Source organism: Bacillus sp. CH_70 (assembly GCF_038007045.1).
GTDB lineage: Bacteria > Bacillota > Bacilli > Bacillales > Bacillaceae_G > Bacillus_A > Bacillus_A cereus.
In genome coordinates, this window is sequence record NZ_JBBOWL010000001.1 from 4,847,852 (window position 1) to 4,865,948 (window position 18,097).

Below are 18,097 nucleotides of genomic sequence, written 5' to 3' on the forward strand. Positions count from 1 at the left end.
GTCCTCTATTCTTTTTTTAGACAAACCATCCTACATATATCCATTTAATTAAAAATCCTATTATCTTTATAAAAACATTTAATGTACAGACTAAGATCTCTCGCACCTATATCTATTACTACCGCATCCCTTTCCACATATTCACTTTCTTACATTGTAAAGCTTTTATGTATTGTATCCTCCTCACTTCTCTACTTGTGACGAGTTCTCTTTCTACATAAAAAAAGAATAGTAATAGATATTTTTCAGTCTTGTCATCTATACATCTAAAAACATGAGCGACAATAAAATCTTACATTTTCTTCATATATGACCATCTATAGGTAGTTTTTTCAACTGAATTTTACATGCTTTTTCCTACATTTGATAGACTTCAACCAAGAATAATATTACAATTTTGTGAATAAAAACCTATCATCTTAACGTTACGATTAATCGTATTTAATATTATTTCAAAATAAAAACCTATCAAAAAGACGCTACTCTTTTTGACAGGTTTTTATTAGTTCAGTATACGTTTCATTATAAATCCTTTTCCATTTATCCATTCACCTTCAATTTCACCAGTTAAATGAAATCCAATTGATTCATATAATTTTTGGGCAAGTCTATTCTCTGGATGTATACTTAAATATATAACTTTTCGATCATATTCTTTTTGTAAGTATTCTATTAGCAAATGTAATAATGGTTTTGCGTAACCTTTACCTTGGCAATTACTATCAATCATAAATTGATTTAAATATACAGCCTTCTCTTTTTCTTCAAACCAACCGTACATCGCATATCCGATTGGCGTGTCACCATCATAAAACCCTAATGAAGCAGCATCGCCTTTATATTTCGTATCAACATCGACTAAACATTCTGCAACTGTACTTTCAATAAATTCAAGCTGTTCTCTGGTTACTTTCAAATTAGCAATTTCATTTCGATTTTCATTCGTTATTTTATAAATATGAAGAGCCATAATTCTCTCTCTTTCTAATTTCTCATTTTCATTATACTTTACAGTGGTGTAATGAAGCCAAAATAAACTAATTCTAACTCTTTTCGCGGCAAAAGTTCAAACGAATGAAAAAGCATTGGCATACGCCAATGCTTTCTCATTATCTCTTTTGATTCGGTTTATGCGGTTCATTTGGAGTATATGGCTTATTTGGAGCCTCAGCCTTTTTCCAACTTACCGCTAACTCTGGACTTGTTTTTTCTTCACTACGCTCAAGTAATACTACTGCATTTTGAATAGTCGGTGTACCTTTATGCGCAATCCCTTGTAATTTCGTTAAATTTCCTGATACTTTAAAGCTAAATCCACCAGCTGGTGTTTGTTTCGGAATTAAAATGCGGAACTTTTCTCCTACATTAAATTCTGTTTTTGTTTCGCCTTTTTCATTTGCAAATTTCACGCCCGCTGGTGCACCTGTTGCTTGCACTTTATACGTTCCGCTTTTTGCATTTGTTTCTACTGTATATAAGCCTGTTTCAAAGAAATCATTTTTTAAGACTGCTTCTTGTTCTTCTGTAGGAGTTACACTCATCGTAATTTCTTGTAGTTCTTCACTAGCACTTGCTTTTGCAACGATATCTTTCGTTACCTTTTCTACATTTTTATTACGGAAGTCTAAATCATTAACATCAATTTGTTTTAACGCATTCCACACTGCAAGCTGCGTTGCGTAATGCGCCTCTCTCCAATCAGATACTCCTAATTCTTGTGGACTCTTTTGTGGATATCCATTCAATAGTACACGGTACACATTAATATCCACTTTCCCCATTTCCGGTAAATCTTGACCGCTTGGAGATTTCAAATCTACATTTAAGCAAAAAGCAATTTTGCCATCTGCCGTTTTAATAAGCTCTGTTCGAATTGGCTTCTTCTTGGACTTACTATAACTCCAATCCATTTCATACTTTGTATGGTCCATCACTTCTGCGAATGCTTTTTGAAGTGGGAATAATACAAATAAGACACTTAAAAACATAGCTAAAAGTTTGAACGATTGCTTTATATTCATGTTTACAGCCCCTTAATAACAAACTTAATACTAAGTAGTATTTAATTAGAAAATATTTTTATGCAAAAAAAAGAGCGCATAAAAGCACTCTTTTTTCTTTCTTACTTTAATCTTAGAAATCGAAGTTATCAGGATCTGGACCAACGCGGTGATTTTGGTTTAACGCATCGATTTTTTCCATGTCTTCTTTTGTTAATTCAAAGTTAAATACATCAGCATTTGCAATAATGCGGTGTTCTTTCGTTGATTTTGGAATTGTAATTACTCCGTTTTGAAGATCCCAACGTAAAATCACTTGTGCTGTTGTTTTACCGTGTTTCTCAGCAATTTCTTGTAATGTTTCATTATCTAATAATTGACCTTGCATAAGTGGTGACCATGCTTCCATTTGAATACCTTGTTCTTTACAGAAAGCTTGTAGTTCTTTTTGTGTTAAACGAGGGTGGTATTCTACTTGGTTAATCATTGGTTTAATTTCTGCATCTTTCATTACATCTTGTAAGTGATGGATTTGGAAGTTACTTACACCAATTGCACGTACGCGCTTTTCTTTATAAAGTGTTTCTAGCGCTCTCCATGTATCTTTATATTTTCCTTCTGAAGGCCAGTGAACAAGATATAAATCTAAATAATCTAGTCCTAATTTTTTTAAACTCTCTTCGTATGCAGCGATTGTTGTTTCATATCCTTGATCTGCGTTCCATACTTTTGAAGTAATAAATAATTCTTCTCTTGCAATACCAGTCGCTTCAATACCTGCACGAATTCCTTCACCTACAGCTTTTTCATTTCCGTAAATTGCAGCTGTATCGATGCTGCGGTATCCTGCTTTAATTGCTGATTTAATTGCTTCTACAAGTTCTGGTCCTTCTTCTACTTTAAATACACCTAAACCGAACCAAGGCATTTCTACACCGTTATTTAATACTGCTTTACTTTGTAAGTTTTTCATTTTATTTTCTCTCCTTTTATTTTACTTGATCTCTTTTTTCTAATGTCATGCTCCATGCTGTTAAAATCACGGCACCTACTACCATAAGACCGCCTACCCAAGCAGTATGGATTAATCCTAACGAATTCGTTACAAGGCCACCTATATAAGAACCTAAAGCGATTCCTCCGTTAAATGCGGCAATATTAATTGCTGAAGCAACATCAACCGCACTTGGAACAAAGCGCTCTGCCAATATAACTACATATACTTGTAGCCCTGGAACATTCATAAATGCGAATAGTCCCATGAAAATAATTGTGATTAATCCAGCTACTTTAAATGGCGCTGTAAATGTTAAAACAAATAATATGATCGCTTGAATAAAGAACATGTAAAATAGCGCTCGAATCGGATTATGATTCGATAATTTCCCGCCAACCATATTCCCTATCGCAATTGCGATTCCATACACTAATAAAATGATAGTAACGGTACTTGCTTCAAATCCTGTTACTTCTTGTAATAGGGGTGATAAATACGTAAATGTTACGAATGTACCACCGTATCCAAGTGCAGTAATAATGAAAACAAGTAATAGTCTTCCATTTTTAATCAATTTAAATTGATCACGAAACGATACAGGTACACCATTTTTTAAATTAGATGGGACGAGTATACTGTTTGCGATGAAAGCAATAATTCCAATTACGACAATCGCCATAAATGACGCTCTCCAGCCAAACTCTTGACCGATAAATGTTCCAATTGGCACACCAGTAATAGTCGCAACTGTTAATCCAGTAAACATAATCGCAATTGCGCTAGCACGTTTATTCTCTGGTACGATTGCAGCTGCAATTGTAGATCCAATTGACATAAACACACCATGTGCAAACGCGGATACAATTCTTGCGATAATTAATACAGTGAAGCTTGTTGCTACCGCCGCAATGCCATTACCAATAATGAAAATAACCATAATCCACATTAATAATGTCTTTCGCGACATACTAGCCGTTAACGCTGTTAAAACAGGAGCTCCTACCGCTGCTCCTAACGCATATAAGGAAACCGTTAAACCGGCTGTTGTAACCGAAACATTTAAATCTTTTGAAATAGATGGTAGTAAACCGACACTAATAAACTCGGTCGTACCAATCCCAAACGCACTAATTGCTAGCGCTAATAAAGCAAACATACTTCTTCGGCTCGTCTGAGCTTCCGAAGATGGTACTGTATATGAACTCAATTGAATTCCTCCTTATTACAAGAAATCCAATCATAATAGTATGATAAAAAGGCCCTTTTATCTTCTAAAAAATATATTTCATACTTACAAATGCTATTATGAATGGTTTCATTCCTTTTTTGAAGAACGCACTTTAAAGTACGATAGGCACTAAAAAGTAACATAGTCACTTTTTGGTACCGTACTACTCATTTGCCTCTTACATGTGCTATTATGAAACATATTTAACATAATAAAAAGTACGTACTTTAAAGTGCTATAGGTACTAAAAAGTAACATTTGTATTATTAAACTTACTTTACTCAAAAAGGGAGGGGTTCATATGAAGAAATACAATATTCCTGTAGAGGCGACTTTAGAAGTTATCGGCGGCAAATGGAAAGTTGTGATTCTTTGTCACTTAACGAAAGGTACAAAGAGAACGAGTGAATTAAAACGCTCAATGCCTGGTATTACACAAAAAATGTTAACGCAGCAATTACGTGAATTAGAAGACGACGGGGTCATTCAAAGAAAAGTATACAACCAAGTCCCACCGAAAGTAGAATATTCTCTTACCGACTACGGTTGGTCTTTAGAATCCATTCTTGACTCTCTTTGTTCTTGGGGCGAATGCCATCTTGAAAAAGAAGGTAACACATCGATGCTAATTGCAGAAGGTGAATAATAGGAAAAAGGAAAAAACGAACATGAATTTGTTCGTTTTTTCCTTTTTTTCTATATATATATGTACATTTCTAACTGAAACAAAATATTTTATACGCTTTCATACCTTGTCAGCACTACGTTATACACTCAATATCAAATAATTAGGAATCATTTTTATGTTAACATAGGTGTATATAGTATATAATATAGGATATATATTATATACACTTTCCGGTAACGGAGCTTTTCCATTATGCGGACAAGCCATATATCGGACAGTTCATAAATAATAAGTAAGACGTTATGGTTTTAGATTTATGTTTGCAGCTTACTTGCTGTCATAAATTTAAAGGCATTTTATTGTGTTTTGTGAAACTTTGCATAAAGTTTCGTAAACGTTTACTATCTTACTTATAAAAAATAAGAGTATTGCTATCGTAAAGGAGAATTGGAGATGCCAGAAACTATGACTCAAACAAAGCCAGAACAAGAAACTGTACAAATTTCTGCTAGCCAAGGACAACTTGATGTACTTGATCAGTTGTTAAAACCTGAGGTACAAGAATCATTAACAACACTAGTAGAACAGCTTCCAAAATTAACTGAGCTTGTTAACATTTTAACTAAGTCTTATGACTTCGCTCAAACTGTTGCTACTGATGAAGTATTAAAAAGCGACACTGTTGGTGCAATTACAGAGCTTGTAGAACCTGTAAAAGATACAGTGAAAAGCATGGCGGCAACTGCAATCGAAGCGAAAGATCGTGCTGACGAAAGTACTGAAGTTATCGGCCTATTCGGTCTATTAAAATTACTAAAAGATCCACAAGCACAAAAAATGTTCCGCTTTGTGAACGCATATCTTCAAATTAGTGCAGAACGTAACAATAAATAATTTAACTTATAACAACAATTAGTAAAGACGGGGGATATCATACTATGTCAAAACAAATTGTCATCTTAGGCGCTGGTTATGGCGGTCTTCTTGCCGCTTTAAACGTACGTAAATATTACAGCAAATCAGAAGCACAAGTTACAGTGATTAACCAATACCCAACACACCAAATCATCACTGAATTACACCGCCTTGCAGCTGGTAACGTGTCTGAGCAAGCAATTGCAATGCCACTTACAAAGCTTTTCAAAGGTAAAGATATCGATCTTAAAATTGCAACAGTTGAGTCATTCTCAGTTGATAGCAAAGAAATCAAACTAGCTGGCGGCACTACTTTATCTTACGATGCACTTGTAGTTGCTTTAGGAAGTAAAACTGCTTACTTCGGTATTCCAGGACTAGAAGAAAACAGCATGGTATTAAAATCTGCTGCTGATGCAAACAAAATCTACAAACACGTTGAAGACCGTATTCGTGAATACGCGAAAACGAAAAACGAAGCTGATGCTACAATCGTAATCGGTGGTGGCGGATTAACTGGCGTTGAGCTAGTTGGTGAGCTTGCTGACATTATGCCTAAACTTGCAAAAAGCCACGGCGTAAATCCAAAAGAAGTTAAACTTCTTCTTGTTGAAGCAGGTCCAAAAATCCTTCCAGTATTACCAGACCACTTAATCGAACGTGCAACTACTAGCCTAGAAGCACGCGGCGTTACATTCTTAACTGGTCTTCCTGTAACAAACGTTGCTGGCAATGAAATCGACTTAAAAGACGGTCAAAAACTTGTTGCTAACACATTCGTTTGGACAGGTGGCGTTCAAGGTAACCCATTAATCGGTGAATCAGGTCTTGAAGTTAACCGTGGACGTGCAACAGTTGATGCATACCTACAATCTACTTCTCACAAAGACGTATTTGTTGCTGGAGACAGCGCTGTTGTCTTCTCTCCAGACGGTCATCCATACCCACCAACTGCACAAATCGCTTGGCAAATGGGTGAGTTAATTGGATACAACTTATACGCAGCACTAGAAGGCAAAGCATTCGAAGAGTTCGCACCTGTAAACTCTGGAACACTTGCTAGTCTAGGACGTAAAGATGCGGTTGCTACAATTGGAGCAAGCAATACTCCACTTAAAGGCTTACCAGCATCATTAATGAAAGAAGCAAGTAACGTTCGTTACTTATCACACATTAAAGGTCTATTCAGCTTAGCTTACTAATCTGAATATAAGCCCGAATCATGCCCAGCATGGTTCGGGCTATTTTTATCCGTAATTTTCTCTAACTTATTTATTCGGCAAAAGAATAATATAACCCTTTTAATTATCTAAATTTACTGATTATTTTATGTCCAAATTGTGTATACGAAAAGATGGAAGTATTCTTCCTACTCCCATCCTTTCACACAAACTATTCGCCTAACTTCACAAGGCTGTAGTTCTTCTTCCCTTTACGAATAATAATAAATCTGCCATCAAATGAATTTTCTACAGTAACATCCGTACCCACATCTGTTACTTTCTCACCATTCATAGAAATCGCACCATTATTAATGTCTTCGCGTGCTTGGCGTCTAGATGGTTCAATTCCTAAATCGACTAGCCACTCTACGATGTTTTTCGTCTCTTTTGAAGACTGGAACGTTGGCATTTCTTTAAAGCCTTGTTCAATTTCATCAGCTGTTAACGATTTAATATCCCCGCTAAATAACGCTGCTGTAATCTTCTCAGCTTGTAATAATGCCTCTTCTCCATGAACGAATTTCGTCATTTCTTCCGCTAACACTTTTTGCGCTTCACGTTTATGAGGTTCCGCTTCTACCTTCGCTGCTAATTCATCAATACGCTCTTTCGTTAAGAACGTAAAGTATTTCAAGTATTTAATTACGTCACGGTCATCTGTATTTACCCAGAACTGGTAAAATTCAAACGGTGTCGTTTTTTCAGGATCAAGCCAAACCGCACCACCTGCTGATTTACCAAACTTCGTACCGTCCGATTTTAATAATAACGGAATCGTTAATCCGAATACTTTCGCCTCATGACCTTCTAACTTACGAATTAAATCTAAACCACTCGTAATATTTCCCCACTGGTCACTACCACCAATTTGAAGTTGAACATCCTCTTTCGTGTATAAATGATGGAAATCCAGCGCTTGCAAAATTTGGTACGTGAATTCTGTGAAAGAAATACCTGTATCTAAACGGCTTGCTACAATATCCTTCGCTAACATGCTATTGATGCTAAAGTTTTTCCCGTAATCACGTAAAAACTCAATAATATTTATTTCATGTGTCCAATCATAGTTATTTACCATCTTCACTTCGCTATTTCCGCCAAAATCAAATAGCTTTTTCATTTGTGCTGTTAACGCATCTACATTATGCTGAACCACTTCTAACGTTTGAAGTTGACGCTCCGATTGTCGTCCACTCGGATCACCAATTGTTCCTGTTGCCCCGCCAATTAAAATAACAGGATGATGGCCAGCTAATTGGAATCTCTTCATCATCATAAACGGAATCAAATGTCCGATATGCATACTATCACCAGTCGGATCAACTCCGCAGTATAGTGAAATCTTTTTCTCTTCTACTAGCTTACGTAAACCTTCTTCGTCAGTCTGCTGATTAACGGCGCCACGCCATTCTAATTCATCAATAATATTCATCTTTTGTCATCCCCTTTATTTTTTAAAAACAAAAAAGCCCCTATGTCTACGATAGACATAGGGACGATTATTCACCGTGTTACCACCCAGTTTGCATAAATAGCATAGCTACTCATACCACTCTTAGCAATAATATCGATTGCTAGTCCGCTTAGCATTACCTAAGATACTCCAGAGTGTAATTCGCAAGTTTGTTTGTGCTAGGTTCCAGCAACCCCTAGCTCTCTCGTTAACAGTGACAAACTGCTACTGGGCTCTTTCAACGTATGTTATTTGTTAAATTATTAGCATTATATTGAATTGAAAACAAATTGTCAACAATACCCAAATATTATTTTAAAATAATTCATATCTTCATACGTATTTCGTTATTCCTTATCTTCTCCAATAATCCTTACTTCTCGCTCTAACTTCACGCCAAATTTCTCTTCAACTGTCTTTTGTACGAAGTGAATTAAATCGATGTAATCTTGTGCTGTTCCGTTATCAACATTCACCATAAATCCAGCGTGTTTTAAAGAAACTTCCACTCCACCAATTCGCTTACCTTGTAGTCCTGAGTCTTGAATCAACTTACCAGCAAAGTTATTTGGTGGACGCTTAAATACGCTACCACATGAAGGATATTCTAGAGGCTGTTTTGACTCACGCTTAAACGTTAAATCATCCATTTTTGCTTTAATTTCTTCACGTACACCTTCTTCAAGTTCAAATCTCGCTTCAAGAATAATGTAATGGTTGTTAGCAAATACACTCTTACGATATCCAAATTCAAATGCTTCTTTCGTCAAAGTACGTAGCTCTCCATCACCTGTCATTACAACAGCTTCTGTTAACACAAACGATACTTCACCACCGTAAGCACCAGCATTCATATATAACGCTCCGCCAACTGAACCTGGAATACCACAAGCAAACTCAAGACCCGTTAAGTTATGGTCTAAAGCAATACGTGATACGTCAATAATTGCTGCACCACACTGTGCTACAATCGTCGTTCCTGTTACAGTAACACCTGTAATATGAATTAAACTTACTGTAATCCCGCGAATTCCACCATCTTTAATAATGACATTCGATCCATTTCCTAAAAACGTAACTGGAATATTATATTCGTTCGCATATTTGATAACTTCTTGAATTTCATCATAATTTGTAGGCGCAACAAAAACATCTGCTTTTCCGCCAACTTTAATATGCGTATGATTCTTTAACATTTCATCTTGTTTAACATGTCCTTCAGGCAATACCGTACTTAAATATTTATAAACCTCTTGCATATTCATTTTACGATTCCTCTATTTCTATATTCATTTTATCCCGTTATACGGGCCCATAATATCCCCACGTACATGAAAGAACCTAAAGTGGTGGATACAGTGTACCCAAAATCAATTCGAGACACCTATAAACCTCTTAATTTATAAGAGGTGCCACTCATATTAAAATATATATTGCATAATAAAGCAACCCAAATGGACTACTAAACTTGACATGTCATCAGAAAGACAACAATTTGTAAAATATGTGACTTTTTCAAAACACTATCCCTCAGTATCTTACTATACCATACAAAAAGAAAGTGGTATTTTTTTGTACTTTTTACTTTATTTACATCAATAAAAAAGAGCACATCCGACAGAATGTGCTCTTTCTATACTCTTTATATTACTTTTCGTTCTCTTCTTTTTCTTTATCAAACCATAACAGCTCATCGTTATCAACTTCACCATTATAATTGATTAAAATTTCTTCTCCTGCTTTTATATCTTTATAAGCAAAGAAGTTAAACGTATGGTTCTCGAAGACAATATCATACGTTGCATTCGGTTTATATGAATGATTAAATAACATACCGTATCCTAAAAGGATTGCCGTATGATTGATCCCATACTCAAATGCGTAGTCAGCAAGTAACGTTTTCTCAATATGTTCATGCTGTTCATTCGGATAAGAGATAACTGGTGCTGCGTGTATCAACTCACCCTTTTTAATATCACGAGTTGCAAATACACCTCTATTAAATTCTCCATCACTAAGTTCAGAAGTCTTAACTTCGATCATATGCGTCACCTATATAATTCTTTCTTTGAAGTATTTTATTCCGCTATTTGCGGATAGCTTGATTGGTGAGGGCTAATAATCAGTATGTACTAGTCTCACTTTATCTCCTTAAGCTTGGCAGAAAACGCGCAGAAAAGCAATTAAATTCCTATCAAGTATTCGTTTCAATGAAAAAAGAGCACATCATTTGTGCTCTTTCCAAGCAATATTACTTTTCTAAAATATCTTCTAACAACTTCACTTGCTCGCTAACAGTTTGTAACGTCTTCACTGACGTATCATTTCGATGTTTTTCTTCTTCCACACTCGCTAGCACTTCTTCTGTAGCTGTAGAAGTTTGCTGAATTACGTTAGAAGCATGCGTAACATCCTTTACGATATTCGTCGTTTTAACTTGGAAACTTTCTTGATGAACAACAACCTCTCGCATTACTTCATTAATCGCATCAATAAACTTCCCTAAATCAGTTACGTTTGTTAAAACGCTTGCTAACATTTCGTTACACTCTTCTTGTACTCTTTCTGACTTCTCTACCTGCACTTCTACCTTACTTGCTTGATTACTAAACTCCTTCAAAATCCCTTGAATTCTTCCCGCAGAACGATTTGATTCTTCAGCAAGCTTTAACACTTCACTCGCTACAATAGCAAAACCTTTTCCATGCTCGCCTGCCCTGGCAGCTTCAATATTTGCATTTAAAGCTAGCAAACTCGTCTGACTTGAAATATTCGTTATTACATCTACAATTTCATTAATTTGTTTCGATTGCATCATTAAATCTCTAAATATAATTCCAGACTGTGAAACAACATCATTTAAACTTCTCATGTTAGTTTCAAAATTTCTTAGAGTATGTACACTACCTTTTGAAATTTCTAAGCTTTCATCCACACGAGCCGATGCAGTTCTTACTTGAGAGATGATTTGTTCAATATTTCCCTCCATATCATTCAATACTTCTACCGAACGATACATCATCTCTGATTGTGATTGCGTACCAACTGCCACCTCTTCAAAGGCAAAATTAATTTCACTCATCGATTCCATCGACGTGTTCATATTTTGTCTTAAATGATTGAAATTACTATCTAGTTTCAAAACTGTTTCTTCAATAAGTCTTTGCGTCTCTTCTAACTCCTGAGCTTTTCTCATTACTTCTTGCTTCTCATCACTTAAACGAAGGAGCAGATTAGAACCGATTTTCGTGACGCCCCACATAGCGATTGTTACAATCGCTAACAAACTTGCGAAATTAGCAGCTTCAGATGAGGCTGTATAAGCAAAAAATTGCTCCGGCCAATAGCTACAAAGGATAAATGTGATCACAACAGCTACCCCGCCAAGAATTAAAATGAGGCGCTCACTTAAGTAAATAAGTGAAACAGCTAATGTAAAATAGACCATTTGAAATACAGCCGGGCTTTCATTAAAAGCTTGTACCATAATGTAAGACATTGTAAGCAACATAAATGTCATGATATATTTATACGCTGATTCCATACTTTTTATAAAAGTAAAAAGCGTTCCAAATACAACGACAGAAATACCACAAATCCAAAACGCTATTGCTCTCTCTGTAAAAATATATCCATAATACCCAATCGCGATTATCCCAAGGAAGAAACTACAAATCGTTATAAACAGTAATAAATGATTTTTCTGTGATTCTTTCTCAAGGTTAGAAAAACAAGTCCTCTTTAACCACTCCATATGAAGCCCCACCTTCTACTTATACATATCAATTACTTCAGTTTAAATACCGCACTTACTGGGTTATGATCGCTATTTTCAAACTTTAAATCTTTCCCTTGTACATTTACGATCTCTACATTCGGTGAAACGATAAAGCCATCAATAATAGTGACGAAATTTTCACCTTCTACATATTTCTTTACATCATCTCTCACAGTCATAACAGACGGATCTACAGCCCACTTAAAGCCACCGTCCGTAAAGTCCTTCGGTAACTCTACTAACCACTCAGGACGCTCTTTCACGAACTTCGGATCACTTAATTGAGCGTTTGAAACTAATTGATTCCAATCTCCGCCCATTATTACGTAATCACCATTTTCATAATGCTTGTTCATATATTCTTTTAAATACTCTACTTGCTGTTTTCTAATTTTCCCGCCTTCATCATAAGCAGACAAATGTAAATTTACGAGTCTAACATGTTTCCCATTATTAACAGGGATTTTATATTCCACAATTGCTCGATCTAAATCAAACAAACGCTTTGGCCAAGGCTCCATTCCAGGAAGCTGGAACCTCTTCGCTTCTTGAACAGTGTATTTAGAAAACGTACTTAATCCAGCCTCCGCATAGCCCATTGGATTTGTTATTGGCACTGGAACCCATTTCGTATCGTAGTTCTTACCAAATGATGAAACATAATCAGGTAATCCTTTTTTCAAAAATTCATGTTCATTTACATCAAATGAACGAAGTGACTTTATATCAACTTCTTGTAATAGTGCAAAATCACTATTCTCATTTTGTAAAAACGAAAGCATATTCTTTAAATTAGTTTCCGTTTGCTCTTTACTACTTGAACCAGATCCCTTTCCACCATCCATAAAGAAATCTTGGTCCTTATCTAACCCAGCATATCCAATATTAAATGTTGTAACTTTAAATTCATTTCCAGTCGCTAATACGCGCTCCTTATTATTCTCCACCTTCAAGCTTATAACATCAGCAGGCTGTTCTTTAGTAAGTGTCATATACGCTAGAAATCCTCCTACAATGCCCGCTACTACTAAAACACATATAAATACGATTTTTAAAAATTTCTTCAAATAAATGACTCCTTTTCACGCGAATTTATTTTTCTTTATTTTCAGTCAAATAAAACAAAACGACACACATAAGAAACATTTTATCATAATTAAAACCGTATATCACTATATTTAGTTGATAAGTAATCGATCCCATTTTAATTACTAAAAAAAACCTTCAGGCATCAAAAAAAGAAACGTTACACCCACCTCCTCACTGGAAATTAAACGGTATATTTAGTACACTATATGTAATAATCATAGGCGATGGAGTTCGCCATAAACGCTGCTTAGCTAATGACTCCTACCAGTATACATACTGGTAGGAGTCTATTTTTTTGAGCAAGCTATTTAAAGAGGTGAGAAAATTGATTTATATTATCGTCGGCATTGCCGGTATATTAGGAGCTCTTTCTCGTTATTATTTAGGTCTTAATATCTCCACATTTTGGCATCATTCATTTCCATTAGCAACATTACTCATTAACTTAATCGGTTGCTTCTTCTTAGCGTGGCTAACTACTTATATCGCTCGGCTAAACATCTTACCTTCAGAGGTTATCACAGGCATCGGGACTGGATTCATCGGTTCCTTTACGACTTTTTCAACATTTAGTGTAGAAACTGTGCAATTGATCAATCATTCTGAGTGGAGCATAGCCTTCTTATATGTATCATGTAGCATACTTGGTGGCCTCATTATGTCTGGCCTTGGCTATACACTTGGAGATTTCTTAATTAAGAAATCTCTTACGGAAGGTGATTACTCATGATAGAAGCTTTATTAGTCGCAACAGGAGGATTTTTCGGTGCGATTACACGATTTGCAATTAGCAATTGGTTTAAGAAAAGAAATAAAACACAATTTCCAATTGCTACATTCCTTATTAATATAACAGGAGCATTTTTACTCGGATATATAATTGGCAACGGAGTTACTACAGGCTGGCAACTATTATTAGGTACTGGATTTATGGGCGCATTCACTACATTTTCTACGTTTAAATTAGAATCTGTTCAGCTTCTCAATCTTAAAAAACCGTACATCTTCCTTTTATATTTAAGTGCTACTTACATAATTGGTATCCTCTTCGCATTCCTTGGGATGAAGCTAGGTGGAATATAAAAAAAGCGACTCTATTGAGTCGCTTTCTTTCATAAGAAATATGTCCCGCCATATGGAATGGAAAATAAACCAGCTGGATGTACATCGTAATGTACAATTTGCATCGGAAGCTGTGAATACGGCATATACTGACTTTGCATCATTTGTGCTGCTTGTGCTTGCTGCTGCATGTGAATAGCCTGATACACAGCATGAATTGTTCCCTGTGCCCCTGCCCAAGTAATAGCCGATCCTACTTGTCTTCCATTATAAAAATGATGGTTCATCATGATTCATCTCACTTATTCTTTTTTTCCATATGGTATGTTTCTATTTCATAGTGAGTGTTTTGTCCCTATTGGTAGCCCCTATCTATTGCCCTTTTTCAGCTTTGAAGTAATAAATCCAAATAATAATACACCAATGCCACTAAGGAACAATACATAACTTATCGGTACTAGGAAAAAGAAAGGTTCTTCAAGGAATCCATCCGCTCCTACTTTACTGTTTGAAGCATGTATAGTTAAAGAAATAATCGCTAAAATCATGAAAGAAATAGCTACTACGTATTTATTTTTCATTTCACATTCTCCTCTACTTATGTAATTCTCCTTAAATCGTTAACATCATATTATCTAAAATAACATTAACAGTCAATAACTATTTATCGTTTAACAATAAATAGTTATTGACTAGACTAATAACAAAAAGGTTTACGAAGCATCTTAAATCACTTCACAAACCTTCTAAATTATAAATATTTACACTTCAAACCTCTTGCTTAATACAATATACATTGCGCAAAATAACACGAATATCCCAGCATAAATTAACAAAATCTCTACACTAAGCATATCCGACAACGGACCAAATATTATCATTCCTAAAGGAAGCGCGCATGAATTCGCAATTTGTACAAGGCTGAACATCCGTCCGTGCATCGATGGTTCTACTTTCTCCTGCAATAACACAGTAACTGGTGTATTGAAGCACGGCATTGTTATACCAATTAAAAAATTAAATACTAAATACATAATAAATATCGGTGCTATTCCGAGTCCAATCATAAGCAGTCCATATAAAGCACAAGCTAGCGCTGTTGTATACATACGATTACGAAAGCCACCCCACGCCGCAATCAATACGCCACCAGCTGCCGCACCCGCACTAAAGGTCATCTCACTAGCAGTAAGTCTCCACATTTCGCCCCCGAAAGAACGAGTTACCATTAAAGGTGTTAAAAAAGCAGCTGGACTTATTAAAATCATGACGATAATTAATAAAACGATTAGCCTTTTAATGAATACATTTTCTTTTAAATAAGAGAATCCTTCTTTAATTCCTTGTAGATTAGATTTTTGCTTATTCTCTACATTCACATGTCCTTCCACCTGAATGATAAACATAATACTAATTCCAATCATAGCCGTAATAACATCAATAAAAAATGTTGTTTCAATGCTGGCAATAGAAAGAATCGTCGCACTTGCTGCTGGAGAAAGAAACATAATTAAAGATGTAATACTGCTATTTATTCCATTTACTTTCATAAGATACTCTTTCGGAACGATTTGCGGAATTAATGCATTCACAGCTGGCGTTTGTACTCCTGTTCCAGCTGAACGAATGAGTAACACGATAAAAAGTAACCAAATACTTTTATATCCTGTTAAAAATAAAATTGCTAAGACTAACGTCGCAATCGCTATAATTCCGTCCGATAACATAATCATCTTTTTACGGTCATAACGATCAATCCAAACACCTGCAAACAAAGATATCGCAATTTGTGGTAGGAAACCGCAAACAGTTGAAATAGTCAACATCACTCCTGATGATGTTGTAAGGGTGATATACCATATAATCGCGTATTGCACGAGAGAGGAGCCGAACAACGAAGTAGTTTGAGCGGTCAAAAATAATATAATTTTCGTTTTCCAATTGTTTTCACTCATATGTTTCACACCCCCTTAACTAATCCTGTCTCTATATGAAAGATGCTATCTGCCCAATCAAGATAAAAACTCGCTTCGTGAGATACGAGTATAATGCTGCCCTTAAAATTAATTAGCGCCTTTTGCAAAGCTTCCTTCGCTTCTGCATCTAAATGATTTGTCGGCTCATCTAAAATTAAGAAGTTACACGGTGATAGTAATAATCCGCACAGTTTCACCTTCGATTGTTCACCACCACTTAACGTACGAATTTCTTGCGAAACGTGCGTATCCTTCACACCACACGCAGCTAAATGATGGCGTATTTCCTTCATATTCAGTTTAGGAAACTGCTCTGAAATAATTTGAAGCGGCGTTAAAGAATCATTGCTCCAATTTAAATCTTGCTCATAATATCCAATCTTTAGTTGCTCTGAAAAGTGAAACTCTCCAGAAATACTAGCAATATTTCCAACGATTGTTTTTAATAAAGTAGATTTCCCTACTCCATTGAAACCTGTAATAACAAGTTTTTGCCCACCCATTACTGAAAAATTCAACTTTGGTAAGAGAGCGAAGTCGTAACCAACTTCAAGGTTATTTACTTCAAAAACTGTCTGAACTGAAATGGGAAGTTCCTGAAAATGAATAGACGGTTTATGAGTAAAACTTGGTGGCGCAATTCTTTCCATACGCTCCAATTGTTTTCGACGACCTTGCGCTATTTTTGAATTCACCCCAGCAATATTTCTACGAATATACTCTTCCGTTTTTTCAATTTTCTTTTGCTGTGCATAATATTGGCGAATGTAATCTTTTCGCAAATGCTCCTTCTGCCTTACAAAATCTGAGTATTTACCGTAATACTTCTTAACTGTTCCGAACTCTACATCACATATGCAAGAAGTTACTTTTTCCAGAAAATCAAAATCATGTGACACTACAATAAACGCTCCTTCAAAATTCATTAAATAATTAGCAAGCCACTCCACATGCTCCTTATCAAGAAAATTCGTCGGTTCATCTAGTAATAAAATATTAGGCTCTTCTAATAAGAGCTTCGCTAAAATTACCTTTGCACGCTGCCCTCCGCTTAATTCACCAATAACACGATCCATCCCAATTGCATCAATACCTAAACCGGCTGCCACCTTATTCGTAATACTGTCTACTGAATAAAAATCACGAGCCTCAAGCTGCTCTTGCATTTCAGCCGCTTTTAGTAGTTGATTCTCATCTCCAGTCATCGCACTTTCTTCATATAACTTGTTCATTCTCTTTTCCATTTCATACAAATCATAAAAAGCTCTCTTTAAATATTGTGAAATGGTATAACCCTCATCAATTTCAGCGTATTGATCAAGATGCCCAATTTGAATATTAGGTTGCCACTTTATGTCTCCCTTATCAGAAATAATTTCCCCCACCAATATTTTCATTAATGTGCTTTTTCCTGCACCATTCTGCCCAACAATTCCCATATGCTCCCCTTTATGCAAATCAAAAGAAGCATTCTCGTATAATACTTTATCTATAAAACTATGTGATAAACTTTCAACTTTAAGTAAACTCATTTTTATTCCTCTTTTCCTGAAATTAAAAAAAGCAGAGAGATAGCGTCATTCGACACTAGCCCTCTGCTTCGTGGTTTTTCCTATACTACTCCAATTTACGGTAAAGACTCATCGGAATAATATACACAAAGGGCCATAGACAAAGCATTGTCTATGGCCCCTTAATCTATTTTATACACCAGCTGAAAAACCATAACGAAATAAGCATAGATAAAC

The 18,097-nt window shown here is 35.7% G+C and carries 18 protein-coding genes, 1 riboswitch and 1 other annotated feature; of the genes, 5 read left to right on the plus strand and 13 right to left on the minus strand.

All coding sequences use genetic code 11. The features are described from left to right. Positions 1 to 502 precede the first annotated feature (502 nt). From N2V79_RS24910 to N2V79_RS24925, 4 genes are all read right to left on the minus strand, one after another. Entirely contained in the window at positions 503 to 970 is a 468-nt protein-coding gene (locus N2V79_RS24910) for a GNAT family N-acetyltransferase (protein ID WP_098390374.1), read from the minus strand. 139 nt (positions 971 to 1,109) lie between these two features. Continuing rightward, the gene (locus N2V79_RS24915) at positions 1,110 to 2,021 is read right to left on the minus strand and encodes a thioester domain-containing protein (RefSeq protein WP_242806210.1); all 912 of its coding nucleotides are present in this window, start codon (positions 2,019 to 2,021) and stop codon (positions 1,110 to 1,112) included. A gap of 112 nt (positions 2,022 to 2,133) precedes the next feature. Beyond that, the gene (locus N2V79_RS24920; RefSeq protein ID WP_000793526.1) at positions 2,134 to 2,973 is read right to left on the minus strand and encodes an aldo/keto reductase; all 840 of its coding nucleotides are present in this window, start codon (positions 2,971 to 2,973) and stop codon (positions 2,134 to 2,136) included. A 16-nt stretch (positions 2,974 to 2,989) separates the two neighbouring features. Next, entirely contained in the window at positions 2,990 to 4,153 is a 1,164-nt protein-coding gene (locus tag N2V79_RS24925; protein WP_168410432.1) for an MFS transporter, read from the minus strand. A gap of 373 nt (positions 4,154 to 4,526) precedes the next feature. Between N2V79_RS24925 and N2V79_RS24930 the strand changes: the two genes are divergently transcribed. The 3 genes from N2V79_RS24930 (at position 4,527) to N2V79_RS24940 (ending at position 6,970) form a co-directional block, all read left to right on the plus strand. Then, the gene (locus tag N2V79_RS24930) at positions 4,527 to 4,871 is read left to right on the plus strand and encodes a winged helix-turn-helix transcriptional regulator (RefSeq protein WP_000760481.1); all 345 of its coding nucleotides are present in this window, start codon (positions 4,527 to 4,529) and stop codon (positions 4,869 to 4,871) included. A 435-nt stretch (positions 4,872 to 5,306) separates the two neighbouring features. Next, positions 5,307 to 5,747, plus strand: coding sequence for a DUF1641 domain-containing protein (locus tag N2V79_RS24935; protein ID WP_001115310.1), 441 nt, complete (start codon positions 5,307 to 5,309; stop codon positions 5,745 to 5,747). 44 nt (positions 5,748 to 5,791) lie between these two features. Next, positions 5,792 to 6,970, plus strand: a complete 1,179-nt coding sequence (locus N2V79_RS24940) for an NAD(P)/FAD-dependent oxidoreductase (RefSeq protein WP_340720284.1) — start codon at positions 5,792 to 5,794, stop codon at positions 6,968 to 6,970. A 190-nt stretch (positions 6,971 to 7,160) separates the two neighbouring features. On the opposite strand, the gene tyrS is transcribed toward N2V79_RS24940, so the two are convergent. From tyrS to N2V79_RS24965, 5 genes are all read right to left on the minus strand, one after another. Continuing rightward, on the minus strand, positions 7,161 to 8,423 hold the full coding sequence (gene tyrS, locus N2V79_RS24945; RefSeq protein ID WP_075719252.1) for a tyrosine--tRNA ligase: 1,263 nt from the start codon (positions 8,421 to 8,423) through the stop codon (positions 7,161 to 7,163). Between the two features lie 56 nt (positions 8,424 to 8,479). Next, positions 8,480 to 8,695: a binding site (T-box leader), on the minus strand. Positions 8,696 to 8,791: 96 nt separating this feature from the next. Continuing rightward, a complete protein-coding gene (murB, locus tag N2V79_RS24950; RefSeq protein ID WP_001057106.1) occupies positions 8,792 to 9,709 on the minus strand; it encodes a UDP-N-acetylmuramate dehydrogenase in 918 nt (305 codons plus the stop codon). A 382-nt stretch (positions 9,710 to 10,091) separates the two neighbouring features. Next, a complete protein-coding gene (locus tag N2V79_RS24955; RefSeq protein ID WP_000573647.1) occupies positions 10,092 to 10,487 on the minus strand; it encodes an SET domain-containing protein in 396 nt (131 codons plus the stop codon). A 208-nt stretch (positions 10,488 to 10,695) separates the two neighbouring features. After that, entirely contained in the window at positions 10,696 to 12,198 is a 1,503-nt protein-coding gene (locus N2V79_RS24960) for a DUF4077 domain-containing protein (protein WP_078400849.1), read from the minus strand. Between the two features lie 32 nt (positions 12,199 to 12,230). Next, positions 12,231 to 13,289: an endonuclease/exonuclease/phosphatase family protein gene (locus N2V79_RS24965; protein WP_074618689.1), complete on the minus strand. Its 1,059-nt coding sequence runs from the start codon at positions 13,287 to 13,289 to the stop codon at positions 12,231 to 12,233. Positions 13,290 to 13,522: 233 nt separating this feature from the next. After that, a riboswitch (Fluoride riboswitch) is annotated at positions 13,523 to 13,582 on the plus strand. Positions 13,583 to 13,636: 54 nt separating this feature from the next. Here N2V79_RS24965 and crcB (N2V79_RS24970) point away from each other — a divergent pair. Together crcB (N2V79_RS24970) and crcB (N2V79_RS24975) are read left to right on the plus strand one after the other, a co-directional pair. Continuing rightward, positions 13,637 to 14,041, plus strand: coding sequence for a fluoride efflux transporter CrcB (gene crcB / locus N2V79_RS24970; protein ID WP_069356665.1), 405 nt, complete (start codon positions 13,637 to 13,639; stop codon positions 14,039 to 14,041). Beyond that, on the plus strand, positions 14,038 to 14,394 hold the full coding sequence (crcB, locus tag N2V79_RS24975; protein ID WP_000568579.1) for a fluoride efflux transporter CrcB: 357 nt from the start codon (positions 14,038 to 14,040) through the stop codon (positions 14,392 to 14,394). Before crcB (N2V79_RS24970) ends, crcB (N2V79_RS24975) begins: the two co-directional genes overlap by 4 nt. A gap of 29 nt (positions 14,395 to 14,423) precedes the next feature. On the opposite strand, the gene N2V79_RS24980 is transcribed toward crcB (N2V79_RS24975), so the two are convergent. The 4 genes from N2V79_RS24980 to N2V79_RS24995 all read right to left on the minus strand — a co-directional run bounded on the left by N2V79_RS24980 (position 14,424) and on the right by N2V79_RS24995 (position 17,881). Next, positions 14,424 to 14,663, minus strand: coding sequence for a DUF3947 family protein (locus tag N2V79_RS24980; RefSeq protein WP_029443564.1), 240 nt, complete (start codon positions 14,661 to 14,663; stop codon positions 14,424 to 14,426). Between the two features lie 78 nt (positions 14,664 to 14,741). Further along, positions 14,742 to 14,954, minus strand: coding sequence for a DUF3955 domain-containing protein (locus N2V79_RS24985; RefSeq protein WP_000792612.1), 213 nt, complete (start codon positions 14,952 to 14,954; stop codon positions 14,742 to 14,744). A 180-nt stretch (positions 14,955 to 15,134) separates the two neighbouring features. Beyond that, positions 15,135 to 16,328, minus strand: a complete 1,194-nt coding sequence (locus tag N2V79_RS24990; protein ID WP_197242277.1) for an MFS transporter — start codon at positions 16,326 to 16,328, stop codon at positions 15,135 to 15,137. A gap of 5 nt (positions 16,329 to 16,333) precedes the next feature. Beyond that, positions 16,334 to 17,881, minus strand: coding sequence for an ABC-F family ATP-binding cassette domain-containing protein (locus tag N2V79_RS24995; RefSeq protein ID WP_197242278.1), 1,548 nt, complete (start codon positions 17,879 to 17,881; stop codon positions 16,334 to 16,336). Positions 17,882 to 18,097 lie beyond the last annotated feature (216 nt).